This window comes from Intrasporangium sp. Soil_C_50 (genome assembly GCF_057656595.1).
The window spans coordinates 118,508-141,398 of sequence record NZ_JBDGKB010000004.1 but is presented as its reverse complement, the minus strand read 5'-3'; the positions used below and the strand labels follow the sequence as shown (position 1 = coordinate 141,398).

At 72.0% G+C, this 22,891-nt stretch carries 20 protein-coding genes; 10 read left to right on the top strand and 10 right to left on the bottom strand.

The genetic code is table 11. From position 1 onward, the window contains the following. Window positions 1–89: 89 nt before the first annotated feature. Window positions 90–701 (bottom strand): hypothetical protein, encoded by a 612-nt coding sequence (locus tag AC3A5R_RS12135; protein ID WP_487621013.1) that lies wholly within the window; start codon window positions 699–701, stop codon window positions 90–92. A gap of 188 nt (window positions 702–889) precedes the next feature. On the opposite strand from AC3A5R_RS12135, the gene htpX reads away from it, so the two are divergent. Together htpX and pepN are read left to right on the top strand one after the other, a co-directional pair. Further along, on the top strand, window positions 890–1,765 hold the full coding sequence (gene htpX, locus AC3A5R_RS12130; protein ID WP_323098013.1) for a zinc metalloprotease HtpX: 876 nt from the start codon (window positions 890–892) through the stop codon (window positions 1,763–1,765). Between the two features lie 49 nt (window positions 1,766–1,814). Continuing rightward, on the top strand, window positions 1,815–4,313 hold the full coding sequence (pepN, locus tag AC3A5R_RS12125) for an aminopeptidase N (RefSeq protein ID WP_487621012.1): 2,499 nt from the start codon (window positions 1,815–1,817) through the stop codon (window positions 4,311–4,313). A 109-nt stretch (window positions 4,314–4,422) separates the two neighbouring features. Here pepN and AC3A5R_RS12120 read toward each other — a convergent pair whose 3' ends face one another. From AC3A5R_RS12120 to AC3A5R_RS12100, 5 genes are all read right to left on the bottom strand, one after another. Continuing rightward, a complete protein-coding gene (locus AC3A5R_RS12120; RefSeq protein ID WP_487621011.1) occupies window positions 4,423–4,824 on the bottom strand; it encodes a VOC family protein in 402 nt (133 codons plus the stop codon). A 25-nt stretch (window positions 4,825–4,849) separates the two neighbouring features. After that, a complete protein-coding gene (locus AC3A5R_RS12115) occupies window positions 4,850–6,370 on the bottom strand; it encodes an SDR family NAD(P)-dependent oxidoreductase (RefSeq protein WP_487621010.1) in 1,521 nt (506 codons plus the stop codon). A gap of 212 nt (window positions 6,371–6,582) precedes the next feature. Continuing rightward, window positions 6,583–7,887, bottom strand: a complete 1,305-nt coding sequence (locus AC3A5R_RS12110) for a S1C family serine protease (protein WP_487621009.1) — start codon at window positions 7,885–7,887, stop codon at window positions 6,583–6,585. A 68-nt stretch (window positions 7,888–7,955) separates the two neighbouring features. Next, window positions 7,956–9,467: a sensor histidine kinase gene (locus AC3A5R_RS12105; RefSeq protein ID WP_487621008.1), complete on the bottom strand. Its 1,512-nt coding sequence runs from the start codon at window positions 9,465–9,467 to the stop codon at window positions 7,956–7,958. 29 nt (window positions 9,468–9,496) lie between these two features. After that, window positions 9,497–10,216 carry a response regulator transcription factor gene (locus tag AC3A5R_RS12100; RefSeq protein ID WP_323098028.1) on the bottom strand — a complete coding sequence of 240 codons (720 nt, stop codon included), beginning with the start codon at window positions 10,214–10,216 and terminating at the stop codon, window positions 9,497–9,499. A gap of 170 nt (window positions 10,217–10,386) precedes the next feature. Between AC3A5R_RS12100 and AC3A5R_RS12095 the strand changes: the two genes are divergently transcribed. After that, on the top strand, window positions 10,387–10,980 hold the full coding sequence (locus AC3A5R_RS12095; RefSeq protein WP_487621007.1) for a hypothetical protein: 594 nt from the start codon (window positions 10,387–10,389) through the stop codon (window positions 10,978–10,980). A gap of 181 nt (window positions 10,981–11,161) precedes the next feature. Here the strand turns inward: AC3A5R_RS12095 and AC3A5R_RS12090 are convergent, their stop codons facing one another. Beyond that, on the bottom strand, window positions 11,162–12,814 hold the full coding sequence (locus tag AC3A5R_RS12090; protein ID WP_487621006.1) for a DNA repair helicase XPB: 1,653 nt from the start codon (window positions 12,812–12,814) through the stop codon (window positions 11,162–11,164). 103 nt (window positions 12,815–12,917) lie between these two features. On the opposite strand from AC3A5R_RS12090, the gene AC3A5R_RS12085 reads away from it, so the two are divergent. Further along, on the top strand, window positions 12,918–13,850 hold the full coding sequence (locus AC3A5R_RS12085) for a hydroxymethylglutaryl-CoA lyase (protein WP_487621005.1): 933 nt from the start codon (window positions 12,918–12,920) through the stop codon (window positions 13,848–13,850). 12 nt (window positions 13,851–13,862) lie between these two features. Here the strand turns inward: AC3A5R_RS12085 and AC3A5R_RS12080 are convergent, their stop codons facing one another. Both AC3A5R_RS12080 and AC3A5R_RS12075 read right to left on the bottom strand, forming a co-directional pair. Next, window positions 13,863–14,237 (bottom strand): DNA polymerase ligase N-terminal domain-containing protein, encoded by a 375-nt coding sequence (locus AC3A5R_RS12080; RefSeq protein WP_487621004.1) that lies wholly within the window; start codon window positions 14,235–14,237, stop codon window positions 13,863–13,865. Between the two features lie 6 nt (window positions 14,238–14,243). Continuing rightward, complete coding sequence (locus AC3A5R_RS12075; RefSeq protein WP_487621003.1) at window positions 14,244–16,520, bottom strand: helicase-associated domain-containing protein; 2,277 nt, start codon at window positions 16,518–16,520, stop codon at window positions 14,244–14,246. Between the two features lie 71 nt (window positions 16,521–16,591). Here AC3A5R_RS12075 and AC3A5R_RS12070 point away from each other — a divergent pair, with 71 nt between their 5' ends. From AC3A5R_RS12070 to AC3A5R_RS12060, 3 genes are all read left to right on the top strand, one after another. Continuing rightward, complete coding sequence (locus AC3A5R_RS12070; protein ID WP_487621002.1) at window positions 16,592–17,545, top strand: aldose 1-epimerase family protein; 954 nt, start codon at window positions 16,592–16,594, stop codon at window positions 17,543–17,545. A 149-nt stretch (window positions 17,546–17,694) separates the two neighbouring features. Beyond that, window positions 17,695–18,090, top strand: coding sequence for a cold-shock protein (locus tag AC3A5R_RS12065; protein WP_487621001.1), 396 nt, complete (start codon window positions 17,695–17,697; stop codon window positions 18,088–18,090). A 5-nt stretch (window positions 18,091–18,095) separates the two neighbouring features. Beyond that, a complete protein-coding gene (locus AC3A5R_RS12060) occupies window positions 18,096–18,983 on the top strand; it encodes a DUF3027 domain-containing protein (protein WP_487621000.1) in 888 nt (295 codons plus the stop codon). Between the two features lie 10 nt (window positions 18,984–18,993). On the opposite strand, the gene AC3A5R_RS12055 is transcribed toward AC3A5R_RS12060, so the two are convergent. Continuing rightward, window positions 18,994–19,269, bottom strand: coding sequence for a DUF2530 domain-containing protein (locus AC3A5R_RS12055; protein WP_487620999.1), 276 nt, complete (start codon window positions 19,267–19,269; stop codon window positions 18,994–18,996). Window positions 19,270–19,340: 71 nt separating this feature from the next. Here AC3A5R_RS12055 and AC3A5R_RS12050 point away from each other — a divergent pair, with 71 nt between their 5' ends. The 3 genes from AC3A5R_RS12050 to AC3A5R_RS12040 all read left to right on the top strand — a co-directional run bounded on the left by AC3A5R_RS12050 (window position 19,341) and on the right by AC3A5R_RS12040 (window position 22,738). Continuing rightward, window positions 19,341–20,834 carry an NCS2 family permease gene (locus tag AC3A5R_RS12050; RefSeq protein ID WP_487620998.1) on the top strand — a complete coding sequence of 498 codons (1,494 nt, stop codon included), beginning with the start codon at window positions 19,341–19,343 and terminating at the stop codon, window positions 20,832–20,834. A 171-nt stretch (window positions 20,835–21,005) separates the two neighbouring features. Continuing rightward, a complete protein-coding gene (locus AC3A5R_RS12045) occupies window positions 21,006–21,443 on the top strand; it encodes a MarR family winged helix-turn-helix transcriptional regulator (RefSeq protein ID WP_487620997.1) in 438 nt (145 codons plus the stop codon). Next, window positions 21,440–22,738: an MFS transporter gene (locus tag AC3A5R_RS12040; RefSeq protein WP_487620996.1), complete on the top strand. Its 1,299-nt coding sequence runs from the start codon at window positions 21,440–21,442 to the stop codon at window positions 22,736–22,738. Before AC3A5R_RS12045 ends, AC3A5R_RS12040 begins: the two co-directional genes overlap by 4 nt. Window positions 22,739–22,891 lie beyond the last annotated feature (153 nt).

The window sequence follows — 22,891 nt, the reverse complement described above, 5'->3', positions numbered from 1 at the left end:
AGGGGAGCGGGCGGCGTGGTCCCGGGCCGGAGCGCAAGCGACCCCGCCGCTCCTCGAAGCGGCGGGGTCGGGTTCGGTGCGGCCGGTCCTCAGCTGAGGGCGAGGGCCTCGCCGCGGGCGGCCGGGACCGGGGTCACGGTGTCGGTGACGCGCTTGGCGTGCCGCAGGCCGAGGATGCTGAGGACGATGATCAGGCCGGCTCCCACGTAGGCCACGACGGCCGCGATGCCGGCGACGGCGCCCATGGTGCCGAAGGCGTAGGCGTTGAGGAGCAGGCCGCGCAGGGTGTTGCCCATGAAGAGGGTCTGGCGCAGCTGGCCGAGCTCTGCGACCTTCGCCTGGTCGGCGTTGGCGTCCTTGGTCAGGGTCATGAACTCGCCCGAGACCTGCTCGTAGGTCCGGTTGTCCGACGCGGCGTTCATGTGGACGAGGATGTAGTGGTCGGCGAAGGCCTTGGCCTGCTCACCGGTCGTCATCTTCGTCTGGCCGTCGGCCCACGGCTCCAGGGCGGCCTTGTCTGCCGGAGCCATCTTCGCGATCGCGGCCGCGGCCGGCATCGTGATGTCCTGCTGGACCAGCTGCTGCTGGACCTGGTCGCCGATGAAGGTGCTCGCGTAGGTCATCAAGCCTCCGGCGACGAGCAGGACGGCGGCCACGATGAGGCCGGTCCACGAGATGAGCCTGTCGAGCGTCTTGCGCATGATTGCGCCTCCTGGTGTGAGGATCGGGGCTGTGTCCCCGGGTCGGTTCCTGACACTGCGAAACTACTACGACGCGTAGTACGACATGTAGTAGTTGAATGGTCATCTGCTGTGGTGTCCGTCACTCCCAGCTCCCAGCGAACGCCCAGCCGAGGGAACCGCGCCCGTGCTCCGCGCGTTGACCCGACATGCACAACCACTTCAACGGGCTCAAGACCGCCGCCCTCTTCGGCGGCATCTGGGCCCTGTTGCTCGGGATCGGCGCCTTCGTCGCCGGCGGCCGCTACATCTGGGTCTTCGCGCTCATCGGCGTCGCGACGACGTTCTACGGCTACTGGAACTCCGACAAGCTGGCCATCCGCGCCATGCACGCCTACCCGGTGTCCGAGGCGCAGGCCCCGGCGATGTACCGCATCGTCCGCGAGCTCTCGACGCGAGCGGGCAAACCGATGCCGCGCCTCTACATCTCCCCGACCCAGGCGCCCAACGCCTTCGCCACGGGCCGCAACCCCAAGAACGCCGCGGTCTGCTGCACCGAGGGCATCCTGCAGCTGCTCGACGAGCGCGAGCTGCGGGGCGTCCTCGGCCACGAGCTCATGCACGTCTACAACCGCGACATCCTCACCAGCTCGGTCGCGGCGGCAGTCGCCGGTGTCATCACCTCCATCGGCCAGATGCTGATGTTCACGAGCATGTTCGGCGGTGGCGGCAACGACGACGACCGCCCCAACCCGTTCGCGCTGCTCGTCATGAGCCTGCTCGCCCCGCTCGCCGCCGTCCTCATCCAGATGGCCATCAGCCGCACCCGCGAGTTCGACGCCGACGAGGACGGCGCCGCACTGACCGGCGACCCGCTCGCCCTCGCCTCGGCCCTGCGCAAGCTCGAGACCGGCGTCGCTCGCGCCCCGCTGCCACCGCAGCAGGACATCGTCAACGCGAGCCACATGATGATCGCCAACCCGTTCCGGGCCCAGGACGTCACCCGGTTCCTCTCCACCCACCCGCCGATGGACCGCCGCATCGCGCGCCTCGAGCAGATGGCGGGCGGCCCGCTCCAGCACTGACGGGGTATCCCGGCGACGCCGGGCCGCGCCATCTGGCAGGCTCGCTCCCATGCGCAGTCTCACCCTGGCCGAAGCCCGCGAGCGATCCTCGCTGCTCACCGTCACCTCGTACACGGTCGACCTCGACCTCGACCAGGGACCCGACGTGTTCGGCTCCCGCTCGACGGTGCGGTTCACCTCCGCGACACCCGGCGAGGGATCCTGGGTCGACGTCAAGGCGCGCTCGGTCGAGTCCGCGACCCTCAACGGTGCGGCTCTGGACCCGGCAGGGGTCGTCGACGGACGGCTCGAGCTCCCGGGTCTCGCAGCCGACAACGAGCTCGTCGTCGTCGCGACGATGGAGTACAGCCACGACGGCCAGGGCCTGCACCGGGCCACCGACCCGGCCGACGGCCTCGACTACGTCTACGGACACCTCTTCCTCGACGCCGCCCCCAGCGTCTACGCCTGCTTCGACCAGCCCGACCTCAAGGCCCCCTACGACGTCACCGTCCGGGCCCCGCGCGAGTGGGTCGTCATCGGCAACGGCGCCGCCGAGCAGGTCGAGCCGGGCACCTGGGTGCTGGCGACGACCCGTCCGCTCGCCACCTACTTCGTCACGGTCTGCGCCGGGCCGTACGTCTCCGTCCGGGCCGAGCACGACGGCATCCCGCTCGGCGTGCACGCCCGCGCCTCGCTCAAGGAGCCGCTCGAGCGCCACGCCGCGGAGATCCTCGACGTCACGCGCCGCTCCTTCGACTACTTCCACGGCCTCTTCGGCATCCGGTACCCGTTCGGGGAGTACCACCAGGTCTTCGTGCCGGAGTTCAACGCGGGTGCGATGGAGAACCCGGGCTGCGTGACCTTCCGCGACCAGTACCTCTACCGGGGGGCCGCGACGCGCGACGAGCTGCTGACGCGCGCCAACACGGTCAGCCACGAGATGTCGCACATGTGGTTCGGCGACCTCGTGACGATGAAGTGGTGGGACGACCTCTGGCTCAACGAGTCGTTCGCCGAGTACATGTCGCACCGCTGCCTCGTCGACGCCACCGAGTACACCGACGCCTGGGTCGACTCCTCGATCGTGCGCAAGGTGTGGGGCTACGGGGCCGAGCGCTCGCCCTCGACCCACCCCGTGGCCGGCGTCGAGGCCCTCGACGCCCAGAGCGCTCTGCAGAACTTCGACGGCATCTCCTACGCCAAGGGCGCCGCCGCGCTGCGCCAGCTCATCGCCTACGTCGGCGACGACGCGTTCATCGCGGGGGTGCGCACCTACCTGGCCGACACCTCCTACGGCAACGGCACCCTCTCCGACTTCCTCAGCGCCATCGAGCGGGCGAGTGGCAAGGACCTCACCGCGTGGTCGAAGGGCTGGCTGCTCACCGCCGACCGCGACACGATCTCCGTGGAGGTCGACGCGCAGGGCGGTCTCGTCGAGAGCGCCTCGGTCACCCGACAGGCCCCGGCCGCGCACCCGGCCGACCGCCCGCACGCCTTCGACGTCGCGGGCTGGACCGACGGTCGCGAGGTGGGCCGGGTCTCGACCACGGTCACCACCGACAGGACGCCGCTCGACGCGCTCGCCGGCGGCGAGGTCCCCGCAGTGCTCGTGCCCAATGCGTCCGACCTCACGTGGGCGCGCGTGCTCCTGTCCGACGCGACGGTCGCGGCGCTGCCCGACCAGCTGGCCCAGGTGCCCGACCCGCAGGCCCGAGCGGTCGTGTGGTCGGCGCTCGTCGACGGCGTCCACGGCGCGTCGGTTGCCCCCGACGCCTTCCTCGACGTCTTCGACGCCGCGTGGCCGCACGAGACCAACTCCTCGATCCTGACCCGCATGGCAGCCTACGCCGAGCACCGCATCGTGCCGTTCTTCGTCCCGCGCCCGGCGCAGGCCGCCGCCGTCGCGCGGCTCGCCTCGGCCGCAGCCTCCCTGCTGGACCGGGCCCCGGCCGGATCGACCGAGTCGCTGGCCGCGGCCCGGCTGCTCGCCGGCACGAGCGACGACGAGTCCCTGCTGCGTGCCTGGGCCGACGGCAGCCAGCTGCCCGAGGGACTGTCCGACGACGGCGACTTCCGCTGGATCGTCGTGCGCAACCTCGCCTCGCGAGGGCTGCTCGACGTCCCCGGCGTCGACGCGTTCCGGGCGAAGGACGACACGCTGCAGGGTGCGCTCAACGCCCTCATGTGCCGGGCGTCGCTGCCGGCGGCCGACGACAAGGCGTGGGCCTGGGACCAGCTGACCGGGCGGCACGGGCGCTCCAACTACGAGATGGTGCACCTGGCCCGCGGTTTCTGGATGGCGCCCGACGACGCCCTCGTCACCGACTACGTGACCCGCTACTTCTCCGACGTCCCGGCCATGTCCGGCTGGGTCGGCGAGGACGCCCTGTCGCGCGTCGTGCTCGTGGCGTTCCCGAAGGTCTTCACCGATGACACGGCCCGTCTCAGCGCCGACACCCTCGCACGCCACGACCTGACCCCGGCGGTACGACGCTCGCTCGTCGACGCCGACGCCGAGCTGCGCGAGGCCCTTGAGTCCCGTACGACCTTCGGGGCGGTGGCGTGACGTCAACGCCGTGAGACCTCTTGCGGCGCAAGGTGGATGGGTCGTCGACCCGTACGCCGAGATCTGGTACGCAAAGCCGCCCACCTGACCGTGGTGCCGTCGAGGCGGCTCAGCGGTCGTAGGCCGTGGTGTGGTGCGGCTCGTACAGCTGGACGTCGTCGGCGCCCGGCACGGCCATCATGACGACGAGGCCGTAACCGTGGTCGGCCGGCTCGGTCGTGAACTGCGCCCCGCGAGAGGCGAGGTCGGCCATCGTCGCAGCGAGGTCGTCGCACATGAGGGAGATGGCGTGGTGGCGGGGCGCGCTCCAGTCCGACCCCTCGGGTCCTCGGGTCGGGTGGACGCCCAGCTCGCTCGGACCGGTCCCGAAGATGAGCCACGCGTCGGCGCCGGTGGAATCGGGGCTCGTGCCGGTGTCGGCGACGAACGGCCACTGCAGCACGTCGCGGAAGAAGGCGCGGGTCGCGGCGGCGTCGTCGGAGTACACGAGGTTGTGCACGGCGGTGATCATGTCCGCGAGGGTACGCCTGGCCCCGTCACCAGGGGCTGGGCTCGTAGTCCTTGACGAAGCAGCCGTAGAGGTCCTCGCCGGCCTCGCCGCGCACGATCGGGTCGTAGACGCGGGCGGCGCCGTCGACGAGGTCGAGGGGTGCGTGCCAGCCCTCGGCGGCGATGCGCAGCTTCTCGTCGTGCGGCCGCTCGTCGGTGATCCAGCCGGTGTCGACGGCCGTCATGAGGATGCGGTCGGTCTCGAACATCTCGCCGGCGCTCGTGCGAGTCATCATGTTGAGCGCGGCCTTGGCCATGTTCGTGTGCGGGTGGCCCGGGCCCTTGTATCGGCGGGAGAACTGGCCCTCCATCGCGGACACGTTGACGACGTAGGCGCGTCGGGCCCCGGCGGCGACCGCCGCGCGCATCGCCGGGCGCAGCCGCGAGACGAGGATGAACGGCGCGGTCGAGTTGCACAGCTGCACCTCGAGCAGCTCGAGCGGGTCGACCTCCTCGACCTTCTGGGTCCACGAGTTGTTGCGCTGGAGGTCGGGCAGCAGCCCGCCGGCGTCGACGGCGGTGCCGGCGCGGTGCGCCTCGAGACTCGCGTGGCCGGCCGTCAGGGCCAGGGCGGTCATCGACGCGGCGGTCTGGGCCGCGAGTGCGTGCTCGACCGACTCGCCGTCGTGGTGGGCGACGGCGTGGCCCCTGAGCGCGCCGGCGATGGAGGCCGGGTGCGCCTCGCTGATCCGGTCGAAGGTCACCATCTCCGGCAGCGCCGTGCCGTCGGGCAGCGGTGCACCTTCGAGCTCGACGAGGTTGCTGTACGCGCCGGGGGAGCGGCGCACCGTCTGTGCCGCGTTGTTCACGAGGATGTCGAGCGGGCCGGCCGACGACACCTCGTCGGCGAGGGCGACCACCTGCGTCGGGTCGCGCAGGTCGATGCCCACGATCTTGAGCCGGTCGATCCAGTCGGCCGAGTCCTCCATCGAGGAGAACCGGCGCATCGCATCCTTCGGGAAGCGCGTCGTGATCGTCGTGTGCGCGCCGTCGCGCAGCAGCCGCAGCGCGATGTACATCCCGATCTTCGCCCGGCCGCCGGTCAGCAGGGCGCGCTTGCCGGTGAGGTCGGTGCGCTGGTCGCGCTTGGCGTGGCTGAACGCCGCGCACTCGGGGCAGAGCCAGTGGTAGAACGCGTCGACGAGCGTGTAGTCGCGCTTGCAGATGTAGCAGCCGCGCGGGTTGACCAGCTCACCTGCGTAGGCGCCGGTTGCGTTGGACACCAAGGGGATTCCCTTGGTTTCGTCGTCGATCCGCATCGGCGAGCCGGTGGCCGTCGACTCGATGACCTGCCGGTCGGCCTTGCGCTCGGCCCACGTCTTCGCGTTGCGACGGTCCTTCTTGAGCCGCTTGTACATCAGCGACGCGGCGCGCTTGAGGGTCTCGAAGTCGGGATCGTCGAGGTCGAGCGAGGGTGCGAGGCCGAGGACCCGCACGGCCGTGGCGACGTCCTGGGGGTCGAGGCGCACGACGGCGGCGGGGTCCAGCTCGTTCTCGGTCTCACTCACCGCGCAAGGGTACGCGTCGGGCCGGGTGCCTCCCGAATCGTCGACCGGGTGCGCACGAGGGGTGGCACCCACCGCGCTCGGGTGCCACCCGTCACTCCCACCCCGGGAGCGTGGTCCGCCCGCGCCGCCTCCGGTCAGGGGTTCGGAGCGCGGCGCGGTCGGAGCTGTGTCGGCGGCGGCCCGGGGAGCATCGGGCCACCGCCGCGTCGGTGTCAGCCCGTGGCGCCGGGCTTGACGGCCAGGGTCACCTGGACGTCCTGTCGCTGGCCGCCCCGGATGACCGTCAGGGTCGTCTTGTCGCCGGCCGTCATCTCGCGGATCTGGGCGACGAGGGCCGTGGCCGAGTCGATGCGCTGGCCGTCGGCGGCGATGACGACGTCACCGTTCTTGAGACCGGCGTTCGCCGCGGGAGTCCCGCTCTGGACCGAGGCGACCTGCGCGCCGGCGCGCTTGGCCGAGCCGTCGGTGACGGTCGTGTCGCGCAGCGTCACACCGAGGAAGGCGTGCTCGGCCTTGCCGCTCTTGATGAGCTGCTCGGCGATGGACTTGGCCTCCTTGACCGGGATGGCGAAGCCGATGCCGATGTTGCCGCTCTGGCCGGAGGACCCCTGGCTCAGCGAGGCGATCGAGCTGTTGATGCCGACGAGCTCGCCCTTGGAGTTGACGAGGGCCCCACCGGAGTTGCCGGGGTTGATGGCGGCCGAGGTCTGGATCGCGTTGGTGACGACCTCGTTGCCGGTGCTGCCCTGCTGCTGCTGGCCGAACGGTGACTGGTTCTGGTTCTGGTCCGCGGTGCTGGTGCTGACCGGGCGGTTGAGCGCCGACACGATGCCGGTGGTCACGGTGCCCGACAGGCCCAGCGGGTTGCCCACGGCCATGACCGGGTCGCCGACCTTGAGCGCCTCGGAGTTGCCGAGGGTGATCGGGGTGATGTCGCTCGGGACCGAGCTGAGCTTGATGACGGCGAGGTCGGTCGACGGGTCGGTGCCGACGATCGTCGCGCCGTAGGTGCGCCCGTCGGAGAGCGTCACGGTGATCTGGCCCTGCCCGCCTGACGCGTCGCCGACGACGTGGTTGTTGGTCAGGATGTGGCCGGCCTTGTCGAAGATGACCCCGGAGCCGGCGGCCTCGCCCTGCTGCGTCGTCACGTCGATGCTGACGACGCTCGGTGCGGCGGCCTTGGCGACGGCGGTCCAGTCGGGGCTCGAGGCGTTGCCCTGGATGACCGTGGGCGAGGAACCCTGCGTGGACCCCTGCGTCGTGCTCGAGGAGGAGGACGCCGACGGCGTGGCGGTGTCCTGAGCGTTCAGCTGCGTGACGGCGTACGTGCCGCCGCTCGCGAGGACGGCGGCGAGGAGGGCGGTGACGGCCGTCTGGCCGACGCGGCGGTCCTTGCGCGGCGGGGGCGGAGGCGTCTGCTGGCCCTGCCCGAACGCGGGCGGGGGCGGCGGCGCGGACTGGCTGTAGTAGTCGCCGCCTTGCGGGATCCGCTGGGTGTTGTCAGGTGCCAGGGTCATGGCTCCTCCTCGTCTGGTTGCCTGACATCCATGACACCGGGGCAGCTTTTGACCGCGTTGTGGCCTTCCTAGGAATCGCCTGTGCGATCGTGCCGGGCCGGGTGGACGGGCAGCTCGACGACGAATGTCGCACCGCCGCCGGGCGTCTCGTCGACGCGGACCGATCCGCGGTGGGCCTCGACGATGGCCTCGACGATGGCCAGGCCCAGGCCGTTGCCCCCGCCCTTGCCACGGCTGCGGGAGGTGTCGGCGCGGTAGAACCGCTCGAAGACGCTGGCCCGGGCCTCGGCCGGGATGCCGGGCCCGTGGTCGCGGACGTGGAGGGCGACGTGGGCCGGGTCGACGCGTCCGACGAGGATCTCGACGGGCGTCCCCGGGGGCGTGTGGATGCGGGCGTTCGTCACGAGGTTGGTGACCACCTGGCGCAGCTGGCGCTCGTCGGCCTCGAGCTCGGTCGGGCCGATCGGGCCGTGGATGCCGGTGGCGATGACGTGCCGGTCGGGGGCGATGGTGCGGGCGTCCTGGGCGGCGTCGGCGGCCAGGACGGCGAGGTCGACGGGTTGGATCTCGAGCGGGCGCTCGCCGTCGAGCCGGGCCAGGGTGAGCAGGTCCTCGACGAGCCCGCTCATGCGCTGGCTCTCGCTCTCGATGCGGCCCATCGCGCCGGTCACCGCGTCGGCGGTGGGCAGCGCGCCCTGGCGGTACAGCTCGGCGTACCCACCCACGGCGGCGAGCGGGGTGCGCAGCTCGTGCGAGGCGTCGGCGATGAACCGCCGCATCTTGGCCTCGTTGGCCTCGCGGACGGCGAAGCTCTGCTCGATGCGGCCGAGCATCGAGTTGAGCGAGCGCGAGAGGGAGGCCACCTCGTCCTCGGTGTCGGGCACGGCGACGCGTCGGGTGAGGTCGCCGCCCGCGATCTGGGCGGCGGTGTCCTCGATGCGGGTGAGGGGCCGGAAGGTGCGCCTGACGAGGTACCAGCCGAGGGCGGCGCAGACCAGCAGCACGATGACGCCGATCGCGACGGCGTACCAGATGAACTGCTGCACGGTGCTCTCGAGGCCGCGCAGCGGCAGCGCGACGATGAAGGCCGCCTTGTCGTCGGCCGTGGGCCTCGCCATGGCCAGCCAGCTGCTGCCGCCGGACTCGGAGGCCACCTGGAACGACTCCCCGGTCTCGACGTACGTGTCCTCGGGCCCGAGGCGCGGCAGGGCGGGCGAGTCATCGGGCTCGGTGGCCGCCTCGCCGAGGTTGATCGTCTGGGTGGACCCCACCGGCATGAGCCGCAGCGTGAAGCCGCTCGGCAGCAGCGGCTTGCCCTGGATGAGATCCTGGGCCTGGTAGCGCTGGATGCTGTCGGCGTAGACGGCCAGCTCCTGGTCGGACTGCCCGATCAGGTACTGGCGCAGCAGGGCGCTGACGACGAGCGTGACGATCGACAGCGCGACGAGGATGAGCCCGAGCGCGACGCCGAGCAGGCGCCAGCGCAGCGGGAGGGCGCGCAGCCGGCCGAAAGCACGGCGCCGCCCACGGGTCGGGCGCGCCGGGCGTTCGGGTGCTCCGGTGGCCGGCTCGGGGATCATGCAGGCTCCGTCGGGTGGATCGGCTCGGGTCAGCTCGTCGTCTCGGGCGGTACGCGCAGGACGTAGCCCACGCCGCGCTTCGTGTGGATGAGCGACGGCCCGTCGGCATCGATCTTGCGCCTCAGGTAGGAGATGTACGACTCCACGATGCCTGACTCGCCGCGGAAGTCGTAGTCCCAGACATGGTCGAGGATCTGCAGCTTGGACAGCACCCGGTTCGGGTTCAGCAGCAGATAGCGCAGCAGCTTGAACTCGGTGGGGGACAGGTCGATGACGCGGCCGCCGCGACGCACCTCGTGGGAGTCCTCGTTGAGCTCGAGGTCATGGAAGCGCAGCGTCGCCGACTCGTCGATCGCCCCTCGCGTCCGGCGCAGCACGGCCCGGATGCGGGCGATGACCTCCTCGAGGCTGAACGGCTTGGTGACGTAGTCGTCGCCGCCGACCGTGAGGCCCTGGATCTTGTCGCCGGTGGCGTCGCGGGCCGTCACGAAGACGATCGGCTGCTGGCGGCCGCGGTCGCGCAGGCGGCGCGTCACCTCGAAGCCGTCGACGTCCGGGAGCATGACGTCGAGGACGACGAGGTCGGGCTCGGTCTCCTCGGCCATGGCGAGGGCGCTCGTGCCGTCGGCGGCGGTCTCGACCTCGAAGCCGGCGAAGCGCAGGGAGGTCGCGAGCAGCTCACGGATGTTCGGCTCGTCCTCGACGATGAGCAGTCTGGCCTCGGGGGCCGGGGCGGTCTGGGTGTCCACGTGAACAGTCTCGGCACGTTTGCTGGGAGTTCACTGGGAACCCTCCTGCACGTTTGCTGTGAACCTGCTGCATGCCTCGATCCGGCTCCAGTGGCGCAATCGGACATTTCGGGCAGACTGGTAGAGGTCCGAAGCAACACCATGGGGGTTTTGCAAAGGAGCTGGTCGAGTTGTCGAAGAGCACCACGGTCCGCGCCGCCGCCACTGCGGCAGCCATCCTCGCCACGTCGGGCGTCGTCACCGCCACCACGGCAGGCGCGACGCCGGTCACGGCGAGCCCACCCGCCGTCCACGCCCTCGCGCCGGCCCACACCGGTGACGGCCCCGGCTTCGCGAGTCTCACGCTCGACGAGCTCAAGGCCCGCGTCACGGCCGCGATCGACCGGCAGGCGGCTCGCGTCGTCGCCCTCGCCGAGAAGGTCCAGGCGAGTGACCGACTCACGGCCGAGCAGAAGGCCCGCGCGGCCGCCCGCCTCGAGAAGGCCCGCACGGCCCTGGCGGACCTCCGCACGACGGTGCAGTCCCAGACGACGAAGGAGGGTGTCGTACGCGCTCTGGCCGACGCGCGGCGCGACCGCGTCTTCTGGCACAGCTGGAGCCGCGACGGGCGGGACGGCCGCGACGGCCGCTGCGACGGCGACGGCTCGCGTGACGGGTCCCGTGACGGTTCGCGTGACGGGTCCCGCGATGGTGCCCGGTACGCGTCGTGGACCGGGTCCCGAGACGGCTCGAGCCACCACTCCGGTGACCGCTACCGGCGCTGAGTGACCGAGTCGGTCCGCGGCCCGGCTCACGGGGCGGGCACCGGTCCGCGGACCACACCGGCACCCCCGTGCCGGCTTCCCCAGGGGCCTCGTCCGACCAGAGCGGACGGGGCCCCACCCATGCTCGGGCCCCGCGACTGACGCGGCGCGCCTGACGCGTCGCGCGTGCGGGCGCGACGCGTCAGAGGTCGTCGGCGTCGACGATCCGGTAGGCGTAACCCTGCTCGGCGAGGAAGCGCTGGCGGTGGGCGGCGAAGTCGGCGTCCACCGTGTCGCGCGAGACGACCGTGTAGAAGTGCGCGGTGCGGCCGTCGCCCTTGGGGCGCAGCACGCGTCCGAGGCGCTGGGCCTCCTCCTGGCGCGAGCCGAACGTGCCGCTGACCTGGATCGCGACGCTCGCCTCCGGCAGGTCGATGGAGAAGTTCGCGACCTTGCTGACGACGAGGGTGCTGATCTCGCCGGTGCGGAACGCGTCGTAGAGGCGCTGACGCTCCTTGACGGTCGTCTCGCCGGTGATGACGTCGGCGGCGAGCCGCTCGGCCACCTCGTGCAGCTGGTCGAGGTACTGGCCGATGACGAGCGTCGGCTCGCCGGCGTGCTTCTTCGCCAGCGTCTCGACGACCGACAGCTTGGCGTCGGTGCACGAGGCGAGCCGGTAGCGGTCCTCGGGCTCGCTCGTCGCGTAGGCGAGGCGCTGGCCCTCGGGCAGGGTGATGCGTACCTCGACGCAGTCGGCGGGCGCGATGTAGCCCTGCGCCTCGATGTCCTTCCACGGCGCGTCGAAGCGCTTCGGGCCGATGAGGCTGAAGACGTCGGCCTCCCGGCCGTCCTCGCGCACGAGGGTGGCGGTCAGACCGAGGCGACGGCGCGCCTGCAGGTCGGCGGTCATCCGGAAGATCGGGGCCGGCAGCAGGTGCACCTCGTCGTAGACGACGAGGCCCCAGTCACGGGCGTCGAGCAGGTCGAGGTGGGTGTAGGTGCCCTTCCGGCGGGTCGTCAGCACCTGGTAGGTCGCGATGGTGACGGGGCGGATCTCCTTGCGGGCGCCGGAGTACTCGCCGATCTCGTCCTCGGTGAGGCTCGTGCGGCGCAGGAGCTCGTCCTTCCACTGCCGGGCGCTGACGGTGTTCGTCACCAGGATGAGCGTGGTGGCCTTGGCGGCGGCCATCGCACCGGCGCCGACGAGCGTCTTGCCGGCGCCGCAGGGCAGCACGACCACGCCTGAGCCGCCGTGCCAGAACCCGTCGACGGCGTGCTGCTGGTAGGGCCGCAGCGACCAGCCGTCCTGGCGCAGGTCGATGGGGTGGGCCTCGCCGTCGACGTAGCCGGCGAGGTCCTCGGCCGGCCAGCCGACCTTGAGCAGCTCCTGCTTGAGGGTGCCGCGCTCGCTCGGGTGCACCGTGACCGCGAGGTCGTCGATCCGCTCACCGGTCAGCGGCTTGATCTTCTTGTGCCGCAGCACCTCCTCGAGCACCGGACGGTCGGTGGTGCGCAGCACGAGACGCGTGCCCTCGGGGGAGTCGGCAAAGCCCTCCTTCTCGAGGGTGAGCCGGCCGTAGCGGTCCATGGTGTCGGCGACGTCGACCAGCAGCGCGTTCGGCACGGCGTACCGGCTGTGCGTCATCAGGGCGTCGACGACCTGCTCGGCGTCGTGCCCTGCGGCGCGAGCGTTCCACAGGCCGAGGGGGGTGATGCGGTAGGTGTGCACGTGCTCGGGGGCGCGCTCGAGCTCGGCGAAGGGGGCGATGGCCCGACGCGCGGCCTCGGCGTTCGGGTGGTCAACCTCGAGGAGCAGCGTCTTGTCGCTCTGGACGATCAGGGGTCCGTCATTCATCGTCAGTGGTCAACCATTTCGCCCGTTCGAGGTATTCCGCGACCGCCGGCGGTCGTCGAATACCTCGAACCGGTGGCGGGTGCCGTGGTGACAGTATGGTCGAATGCGATCCCCACAGGTCGAGGCGGCGACGGGGCTGCCACCCCAGGTGACGATCTACGAGGTCGGCCCGCGTGACGGCCTCCAGAACGAGAAGACCGTCGTTCCGGCCGCGACGAAGGTCGAGTTCATCCGGCGCCTCGAGGCCGCCGGGCTCGGCACCATCGAGACGACCTCGTTCGTGCCGGCGAGGTGGGTGCCGCAGATGGGTGACGCCGAGGAGGTGCTCGGCGCGCTCGGCGCCGACGGTCTCGGGCGACGTCGCCCCGCCCTCGTGCCGAACGAGCGGGGCCTCGACCGCGCCGAGGAGCTCGGCCTCACGGCCATCGCGATCTTCGGCTCGGCCACCGAGACCTTCGCCCGGAAGAACCTCAACCGCTCCGTCGCCGAGCAGTACGCGATGTTCGAGCCGGTCGTGAAGCGGGCGCTCGCCGACGACATGTGGGTGCGCGCCTACGTGTCGATGTGCTTCGGCGACCCGTGGGAGGGGCCGGTGCCCGTCGAGCAGGTCGTCGACACCGCCGAGCGGCTCATGGACCTCGGCTGCCACGAGCTGAGCCTCGGCGACACCATCGGCGTCGGCACGACCGGCCACGTGCACCGGCTGCTGGAAGCCCTGTCCCGCAAGGGGATCGGTACCGACCGCGTCGCCGTGCACTTCCACGACACGTACGGCCAGGCGCTCGCGAACACCATGGCGGCGCTGCGCGACGGCGTGTCGGTGGTCGACGCGTCGGCCGGTGGTCTCGGGGGCTGCCCGTACGCGAAGTCGGCCACGGGCAACCTCGCCACCGAGGACCTCGTGTGGGCGCTCCACGGTGCCGGCGTCGAGACCGGTGTCGACCTCGACGCGCTCGTCGAGACCTCGGTGTGGATGGCCGGACAGCTCGGCCGACCGAGCCCGAGCAACGTCGTGCGGGCCCTCGCCGGCGCCTGACCGGCTTCCGGGTCACGCGCCCGGCTGGTCCTTGGTCAGGTGGAGCAGCCAGTCGCGGTCGGTGCGGATCAGCGCGTACCGCCTCGCCGGACCCCGCCCGTGCAGGACGAAGACCATCCGGTGGTCGTCGCGCGACTCCTCCTCCCACCAGCCGGTGTCGGCGACGGACTTGTCGGCGTCGGTGTAGTCGAGGTGGTCCATCGCGTGGTCGTCCACGGCGACGGCCAGCCGGTCGTGCCGGCTCGACGTGGGCAGGCCCTTCGGCACCGCCCACGAGCGCAGCACGCCGCCCTCCTCGAGTCGCAGGTCGAAGTGCGGTCGCGGTTTCCGGTGGTCGTGCAGGACGTACGCCGGCCGGTGGCCGTCGCGACTTCCGTTGCCTGCCAAGCCCGCTCAGGCCTCGAGGCTGGCGCCGGTGATGCGGTGCACCGACCACGACTTCTCGTGGCCGGACTCGTCGGTGGCCCGGACGCGCCCGCCCTCGACCCGCTGGGGGTGGATGAGGTGACGCGTCGTCGTGCCGTGGCCGTCGGAGTAGCCGATCCACACGCCGTGCCGGTCGGCGACGGCGTCGCGCAGCAGCGACAGCGTCACGACAGGGTCCATCGACTCCAGGCGCGGGCCCGGGCGGGCCTCCTCGTCGGCGCGTCGCTGCACCGCAGTGGCCTCGGCGACCCGCAGTCCCGACACGAGCGAGCGGGTGAAGTCGCGGTCGACCGGCGACACGACCGGGCCGGGTCCGCGACGCCGTGACCCCGCCCGACGCTTCGGCGTCTCGGCGTGCACGACGGTGCCGTCGGACCCCTCGTGGACGGGCGCGAACCCGTTGTCGCGGAGCAGGTCGACAAGAGTGCGCGGGTTGGCGGTGGACACGAGCACCGTGGGCGCGAGCCGGCGCAGCTGCAGAGGAGCGAGGTCGCGCGAGGCGAGCATCGTGTCGAGGACCGACTCGTCGTCGGAGCGCACGTACGCGGCCGCCCCGCCGATGCGGGTCTGCCCGTGCCGGCGTGCGACGTCGGTGACGAGGTACTCGAGCGGCTGCGGCACCGGCGTGCGGCTCGAGCGGCGCACCGTGTCGAGGAACTCCGCGGCGCTCCAGCCGGCATCGAGGGCCCGGCGCACCGACTCGGGCGTGAACCGGTACACGGTGGCGCCGCCGCGCGACTCGACGTCGGCGGACAACCGCATGAACGAGCCGAGACCGCCGACGAGAGGCCCCGGGGCGACGGCGGTGAGGTCGGCCTGGACGAGCACGTGGTCGACCGGCGCGGGCAGGTGCGGCGACATCGCGGCGGCCACGGCAGCGACCCGGTCCTCGCCCTCGCCCGGCGCGTCGTCGACGAGGACGCGCCCGGCCGGCGAGAGGGCCCCACGTCCGGTGACGCCGAGCCACTCGGCCTCGCGCAGCACCGCGTCGACGGCCTCGCCGAGCACGGCCGCGGGCCGGTTCGGCCGGCGCCACGTCAGGCGGGCCCGCAGCGACTCGGCGTCGGCGGCCTGTCCTGGCTCGAGGGAGGCGAGCTCGCGGAGCACGTCGCGCCGCACGGCCCGGATCGCCGGCCACTGCACGTCCGGGCCCAGCGCGTTGACCGTGCCGCTGCCGGACGCGCGCTGCCCGACGAGGTGCGGCGCCCGGGTCGAGGCGAACCAGGCCAGAGCGAGCGTGGCCCAGCGGTGACCGGACTCGGCGCTGCTCCAGTCGTCGATCTCGGAGGTGGGAGCCCACACGGGTACGACCTCGCCGTCGTCGGCGACGAGCCCCGCGGCGTGCGTCACCTCGACGACGAACGCCGTGCGGTCGGTGGCGACGTCGAGCGCCTCCTCTGTGCCGCGCAGGTCGCGCACCGACAGCCCACCCGCGCGCAGCACCCGCGGCGGCTCGGCGCCCCACGCGGCGGCGAGCTCGTCGACGTGGGTCAGCAGCTCGCTCGCGGCCCCGCCGGCGACGGCGTCGACGAGGGACACGGCACGGGAGGCGATGGCCGGTGGCGTCAGCTCAGGGGCGCGGTGCACGCGCCCGTCGCGCAGGGCCAGCCCGACCTCGCGGGGCAGCATGACCCGGTCGGAGGCGACCGTGACGAGGAGATGCCGCTCGAGCAACCAGCGGGCCGTCGAGCGCCCGGCGGGCCCGGTCGGCAGGACTCCGAGAGGCGGTCCCCACATCATCCGCTCGAGCATGGCGCGCGCCTCCGACGGCGCCTCTGCGAGGGCCTGCTCGATGGCGGCGGGGTCGGCGTCCTCGGGCACGAAGGTCTGGCGCAGCTCGCCCAGCGGCGGCCCGAGCCCGGCCACCGAGGTGCCGAGCACCTCGGGCACGGTGCGCACGACGTGCTCGCCGTCGGCTCCGCGCCAGACGAGCGCCCGCCGCCACAGGTCCTCGACGAGCGTGTCGACGAGCGTCGCGTCGTCGGTGCCGAGCAGCTCGCGGACGCGCTCGCGCGGGACGACGTCGCCGGCGACGAGGAGCGCCTCGAGCACCTGCAGGTGGCCTCGGTCGAGCGCCTCGACGGCTCGTTGGACGCTGGCCCGGGTGCTGGCTCTCGCCGCGAGGCCCGTGAGGTCGGCGGGTGCAGGGCGGGCGAGGTCGGGCCGTGCGAGCACGAGGTCGACGAGCTCGGCGTCACTGCGCCCGCGGATGTCGTCGGCCAGGCTGCGGCTCGGGGTGGCCATCCTCCCAACCTAGTGCCCGCCTGCTGCACGCCTGCGCTCGCCGCGCATCGTGGACCGCTAGCGTGTGGCGCATGAGCGCGCTCACCCCCGCCTCGCCCGGTCCTGCCGGGCCGCCGTCGCCGACCGGCCAGCAGTGGACCATCGGGCACGGCCCCTTCGAGGCGACGGTCGTCGAGGTCGGCGGTGGGCTGCGCACGCTGACCCGCGCCGGCGTCGACCTCGTCGCCGGCTACGACGCCGACGAGCCGTGCGCCTCCGGACGCGGCCAGCAGCTCATGCCCTGGCCCAACCGCATCCGCGACGGCCGGTACGACTTCGCCGGCACGGAGCACCAGCTGCCGGTCACGGAGGTGCCGCTGGGCAACGCGAGCCACGGGCTCGTGCGCTGGGCGCTGTGGGAGCTCGTCGACCTCGAGGACGACGCCGTGACGGTGGGCTACCGCCTGCACCCGCAGCCCGGGTGGGACTGGCACCTCGACCTGCGCACGACCTACCTCCTCGACGACTCCGGCCTCGTCGTCACCGTCGCCGCCCGCAACGTCGGCACCCGGGCGGCACCGTTCGGCTACGGCGCCCACCCCTACCTCGCCATCGGCGCCACCGACCTGTCCGACGTGCTGCTGCAGGTGCCCGCCGCGACGCGCATCGACGTCGACGCCCGGCTGCTGCCGACCGGCACGACGCCGGTCGAGGGCACCGACCAGGACTTCCGCACGCCGCGCACTGTCGGCGCCACGAACCTCGACACCGCCTTCACCGACGTCCTCCGCGACGACGACGGCGCTTGGCGCGCGAGCATCGGCACGGCGTCCGGCACCCTGACGCTCTGGGCCGACGAGTCCTTCCCGTGGCTGCAGGTGTTCACCGCCGTGGCGCGCGACCGCAAGGGCGTGCCCGGCATCGCCGTCGAGCCGATGAGCTGCCCCGCCGAGGCCTTCAACTCCGGCGACGGCCTCGTCGTGCTCGAGCCCGGGCAGGAGTGGACCGGCACGTGGGGGATCAGCCCGGGCGACGCGTCCGCGTGACGAGCACCGGCGGGTGCCGGTGGAGGGGCGGCTCGGGACACAGGGGGAAATCCCGTTTGCGCCGAGCCGTTAGGCTGGAGCAGAGCGCAAGGAGCGCCATCGCGTCGCGCCCGGGGAGGGCCGACCGACCGAGATCAACGAGGTGGGCTGTGCCGACTGGCAAGGTCAGGTTCTACGACGCGGACAAGGGCTTCGGATTCATCTCCGAGGACGACGGCCGCGACGTCTTCCTGCACGCGAACGCGCTCCCCGAGGGCGTCACCACCCTCAAGAAGGGCGCGCGCGTCGAGTTCGGTGTCGTCGAGGGCCGCAAGGGCGCCCAGGCGCTGCAGGTCAAGGTGCTCGAACCCACGCAGTCGGTGGCCGCCAACATCACCAAGCGCGAGCGCAAGTCCCCGGAGGAGCTCACCGTCATCATCGAGGACGTCGTCCAGCTGCTCGACGGCGTGAGCAACGCCTACCGTGCCGGCCGCCGCCCCGAGCGCAAGCTCACCGCCAACATGGCGCGCGCCCTGCGCGGCCTCGCCGACGAGCTGGAGAAGTGACGGCGATGACCGCCCCCACCACTACCACCACCAAGCAGGACGCCGTGCTCGCCGCGGCCGTCGACCTCGCCCGCGGTGCCCTCGACGGGATCGCCGAGCCCGGCACGGTCGGGGAGCACCTCGGCGTCGAGGCACTCGGTGAGCGCCTCGCCATGCACTGGTTCAGCTGCACCTCGCCCGGCTACCGCGGCTGGCGCTGGGGTGTCAGCGTCGCGCGCGTGCCCCGGGGCAAGCTCGCCACGGTCTGCGAGACCAACCTGCTGCCCGGCTCCGACGCCGTGCTCGCGCCTGAGTGGGTGCCCTACGCGGATCGGCTCGCCCCGGGCGACCTCGGCGCCGGCGACGTGCTGCCCTACCGCCTCGACGACCCCAACCTCGAGGCCGGTTTCGAGGCGACCGGTGACGAGGACGTCGACCAGGTGGCCCTCGTCGAGCTCGGCCTCGGGCGCAGGCGGGTGCTGTCGGCCGAGGGCCGCGAGACCGCCGCGATCCGCTGGTACGAGGGCGAGAACGGCCCGACCTCCGAGGTCGCGCAGAAGGCGTCCGAGCGGTGCTCGTCGTGCGGCTACTTCGTGCCGATGGCGGGCGCGCTGCGGGCTGTCTTCGGCGTCTGCGCCAACGAGTGGAGCCCGTCCGACGGACGCGTCGTCAGCCTCGACCACGGCTGCGGCGCCCACTCGGAGACCGACGAGGACCACCCGGCCCCGGTGCCGGTCGGCGACCCCGTCGTCGACGAGCTGGCCGTCGACCTCGAGCCCGTCGAGCGAGCAGCGCCCCCGGTCCAGGTCGAGGAGCGCACGGACGGCGAAGAGCGCCCGGAGGCCGAGGAGCGCCCGGAGGCCGAGGAGCGTCCGGCGGCCGAGGAGCGTCCGGAGGACGCCACCACGGAGTGAGACCGACGCGTCAGCCGGCGTCCTGGGCGTTCCCGCGCCCGCGGCGCAGGTAGCTCCAGCCGATCCCGCCGAGGACGATGCCTGCGACGCACGTCCACGGCCACCAGCTCCTGTCGCCGGTGTGGAGCGCGGGGGCGACGAGCACGACGACCAGGGCCGCGACCCACGCGAGGATGCCGACCTCGACGATCCGGCGCATCGGCACCGGCAGCGGCCGCAGCTCCTCGGTGGGAGCCGGGGTCGTGGCGTCGTGCTGCGGCTCGTGCGCGGCGTTCTGGTCGGTCACGCACCACAGCCTAGGGTCTGCTCGCGCGCCCGAATCGTCCCCCCACCGGTCCCGCCACTATGGTGTGCGCCATGTCGACCGATACCCACGCTCGCTCGGGCGTCTCCGGGGTCGACGCCTTCTTCCGGATCACCGAGCGTGGGTCGACCCTCGCCCGTGAGGTCCGCGGTGGCGTCGTCACCTTCTTCACGATGGCCTACATCCTCGTGCTCAACCCGATCATCCTCTCCGGCGTCATCGACGGCTCGGGCGAGATGATCGGCGGCACCACCGACCTCAAGCAGAGCAAGCTGCTCGTCGCCGTCGGCACGGCCGTCATCGCCGGTGTCATGTCGATCCTCATGGGCCTGGTCGCCAACTTCCCGATCGCGCTCGCGGCGGGCCTCGGCATCAACGGCCTCATCACCGGCATGGTGCTGACCCACCAGGCCGAGAAGATCACCTTCGCCGACCTCATGGGCCTCGTGGTCATCGAGGGCGTCGTCATCCTCGTGCTCGTGCTCACCGGGTTCCGCAAGGCCGTCTTCAAGGCCATCCCGGCGCCGCTCAAGGTCGCGATCTCGGTCGGCATCGGCCTCTTCATCGCCTACATCGGCGTCATCGACGCCGGGTTCGCGCGACGCCCCACGACCCCCGGCTCGGTGCCGAGCGAGCTCGGCATCGGCGGGAGCCTCGACGGGTGGCCCACGCTCGTCTTCGTCGTCGGCGTCTTCCTCATCGCCGTGCTGCTCATCCGCAAGGTCAAGGGCGCCATCCTCATCGGCATCGCCGCGGCGACCGTCCTCGCGATGGTCCTCGAGGCGATCTTCCACATCGGCGAGCGGGTCTACGACAAGGGCGTGCTCACCAACCCGTCGGCGTGGTCGCTGACCGTGCCGAGGCTGCCCGACTCGATCACCCAGACGCCCGACCTCGGCATCCTCGGCCAGTTCAACCTGCTCGGCTCGTTCGAGAAGCTCGGCATCGTCACGGCGGTGATGTTCGTCTTCTCGCTGCTGCTCGCCGACTTCTTCGACACGATGGGCACCGTGGTGGCCATCGGCACCGAGGCCCGGCTGCTCGACGAGGACGGCAACCCGCCGCACACCGACCGCATCCTCGTCGTCGACTCCGTCGCCGCGATCGCCGGTGGTGCCGGTGGCGTCAGCAGCAACACGTCCTACATCGAGTCGGCGTCCGGCGTCGAGGAGGGGGCGCGCACCGGTCTCGCCTCGGTCGTGACCGGCGTCCTGTTCCTGCTCGCGACGTTCCTCGCACCGCTGTTCGCGGTCGTCCCCTCGGAGGCCGCGGCCCCGGCGCTCGTCATCGTCGGCTTCCTCATGATGAGCCAGGTGACGAACATCGACTGGACCGAGATGGAGATCGCCCTGCCGGCGTTCCTCACGATCGTCCTCATGCCGTTCACGTACAACATCACGGTCGGCATCGGCGCGGGCTTCATCGCCTGGGTGCTCGTCAAGATCGCCAAGGGGCACGCGCGCCAGGTGCACCCGCTGCTGTGGGTCGTGGCCGCGTTCTTCGTCGTGTACTTCCTCAAGACGCCGCTGCAGAGCCTCTTCAGCTGACCGACGCGTCCCGCACCAGCTCACCGAGAGCCCCCACCCGCACCGGGTGGGGGCTCTCGGCCTGTCCGGTGGGTGCCAGCCGTGTCCGGTCCGTGGTGAGTTGGGAATAGTTAGCCGAGGTAATGAGTTAGGCTAAGCATCACCAGGAACAGAACTGTCGAAAGCACCCGTTTGCGTACCAAGACCCTTTCCCGCAGCGAGCTCGTCTCGCTGAGCAACGACATCCGCCTCGCGTGCATGCGGATCTCGCGCCGTGTCCGGTTCGAGTCCGACCGTGAGCTCCCGCCGCACCACTTCTCCGTGCTGTGCCGCCTCGAGGAGACCCACCGCACCAACAGCGAGCTCGCCGACATCGAGCGCGTCTCCGCCCCGAGCATGAAGCGCACGACCGGCGCCCTCGTCGAGCAGGGCTATGTGGCCCGGGCCGACGACCCCGAGGACGGCCGGCAGGTGATCCTGTCGCTGACCCCCGAGGGCCGCAAGGCGCTGCGCCGCATCCGCCGGCACCGCGACGAGTGGATGCTCGAACGGTTCGAGACCCTCACCGACGACGAGAGGGACCTGCTGCAGCGCGCCGCCGTCGTGCTGGCGAAGGTGGCCTCCAAGTGAGCCCCACCTTCCACTCGCTCTCGATCCCCAACTACCGCATCTACGCCTCCGGCGCGATCGTCTCCAACGTCGGCACGTGGATGGGTCGCGTCGCCCAGGACTGGCTCGTGCTCACGGTCCTCACCGACCACTCGTCCACGGCCCTGGGCATCGTCACCGGCCTGCAGTTCCTGCCCTTCCTCATCCTCGCGCCGTTCGCCGGGATGCTCGTCGACCGCTTCCCCAAGCGGCGCATCCTCTTCCTGACCCAGACCGCGCTGCTCGTCACCGCCCTGCTGCTCGCAGTCCTCACCGCGGCGGGCGTCGTCGAGCTGTGGCACGTCTACGCGCTCGCCTTCCTGCAGGGTGTGGCAACGGCCGTGGACAACCCGGCCCGCCAGACGTTCGTCTCCGAGATGGTCGACACCGCGCACCTGCCCAACGCGGTCGCCCTCAACAGCGCGTCGTTCAACCTCGGTCGCCTCGTCGGGCCCGCCGTCGCCGGTCTCGTCATCGCCTGGTTCGGCATCGCACCGGCGCTCTACGTCAACGCCGCGACGTTCGTGTTCGTCCTCGTCGCGCTGCTGCGGATGGACACCAGCCTGCTCACCCCGTCACCGCGGGCCCGCGGCAAGCAGCAGATCCGTCAGGGGCTGCGCTACGTCAGGGGCCGCCCCGACATCATGCTCGTCATGGCGCTCGTCTTCGTGCTGGGCACCTTCGGCATGAACTTCCAGCTGACGATGGCGCTGATGGCCACGAAGGTCTTCGACAAGGGTCCGGGGGAGTACGGCCTGCTCGGCTCGATCATGGCGATCGGCTCGCTCACGGCCGCGCTGCTCGCGGCACGTCGGGGCCGCCCGCGCCTGCGGGTGCTGCTCGTCGCCCTCGCCGGCTTCACCGCGTCGACCGCGCTGCTCTCGACGGCCCCGAACTACGTCATGTTCGCCGTCTGGCTCGTGCCGACGGGCTTGGCGGCGCTCACCGCGCTCACCACCGCGAACGCCATGGTGCAGGTCAGCGTCGACCCCGTCATGCGGGGACGCGTCATGGCCCTCTACATGGCGATCTTCATGGGCGGCACCCCCGTCGGGGCGCCGGTCATCGGGTGGATCGGCGACGTCTGGGGCCCGCGCTGGACCATCGGCATCGGCACCATCGCGGTGGGCCTGTCCCTGGGGGCGGTGGCCCTCTGGTTCGCACGTCGGCAGAATGTCGCGGTGACCTTCCAGACGCAGTCCCGGCCCCGCTTCAGGATCCAGCTCGCCTCGGCGACGGCGTCGGAGATCCCGACGGCGCCCGAGGTGGCGAAGTGAACTTCAAGTTCCGCCACCGCATCACCGTCGCGGCGCTCGTGCTCTTCATCGTCATCGCCGTCGTCGCGGCGATCGTCAACCGCTGAGCGGTCGCGGCACCTCCCGCGCGTCCCGACGCGACGGAAGCGGCCGCCCCGGATGGACGGCCGCTTC

What these genes read in the sequence shown, in the direction of transcription:
- AC3A5R_RS12135 (WP_487621013.1), bottom strand. Translation starts at nt 701, where the DNA reads ATGCGCAAGACGCTCGACAGGCTCATCTCGTGGACCGGCCTCATCGTG.
- htpX (WP_323098013.1), top strand. Translation starts at nt 890, where the DNA reads ATGCACAACCACTTCAACGGGCTCAAGACCGCCGCCCTCTTCGGCGGC.
- pepN (WP_487621012.1), top strand. Translation starts at nt 1,815, where the DNA reads ATGCGCAGTCTCACCCTGGCCGAAGCCCGCGAGCGATCCTCGCTGCTC.
- AC3A5R_RS12120 (WP_487621011.1), bottom strand. Translation starts at nt 4,824, where the DNA reads ATGATCACCGCCGTGCACAACCTCGTGTACTCCGACGACGCCGCCGCG.
- AC3A5R_RS12110 (WP_487621009.1), bottom strand. Translation starts at nt 7,887, where the DNA reads ATGACCCTGGCACCTGACAACACCCAGCGGATCCCGCAAGGCGGCGAC.
- AC3A5R_RS12105 (WP_487621008.1), bottom strand. Translation starts at nt 9,467, where the DNA reads ATGATCCCCGAGCCGGCCACCGGAGCACCCGAACGCCCGGCGCGCCCG.
- AC3A5R_RS12090 (WP_487621006.1), bottom strand. Translation starts at nt 12,814, where the DNA reads ATGAATGACGGACCCCTGATCGTCCAGAGCGACAAGACGCTGCTCCTC.
- AC3A5R_RS12085 (WP_487621005.1), top strand. Translation starts at nt 12,918, where the DNA reads ATGCGATCCCCACAGGTCGAGGCGGCGACGGGGCTGCCACCCCAGGTG.
- AC3A5R_RS12075 (WP_487621003.1), bottom strand. Translation starts at nt 16,520, where the DNA reads ATGGCCACCCCGAGCCGCAGCCTGGCCGACGACATCCGCGGGCGCAGT.
- AC3A5R_RS12070 (WP_487621002.1), top strand. Translation starts at nt 16,592, where the DNA reads ATGAGCGCGCTCACCCCCGCCTCGCCCGGTCCTGCCGGGCCGCCGTCG.
- AC3A5R_RS12060 (WP_487621000.1), top strand. Translation starts at nt 18,096, where the DNA reads ATGACCGCCCCCACCACTACCACCACCAAGCAGGACGCCGTGCTCGCC.
- AC3A5R_RS12050 (WP_487620998.1), top strand. Translation starts at nt 19,341, where the DNA reads ATGTCGACCGATACCCACGCTCGCTCGGGCGTCTCCGGGGTCGACGCC.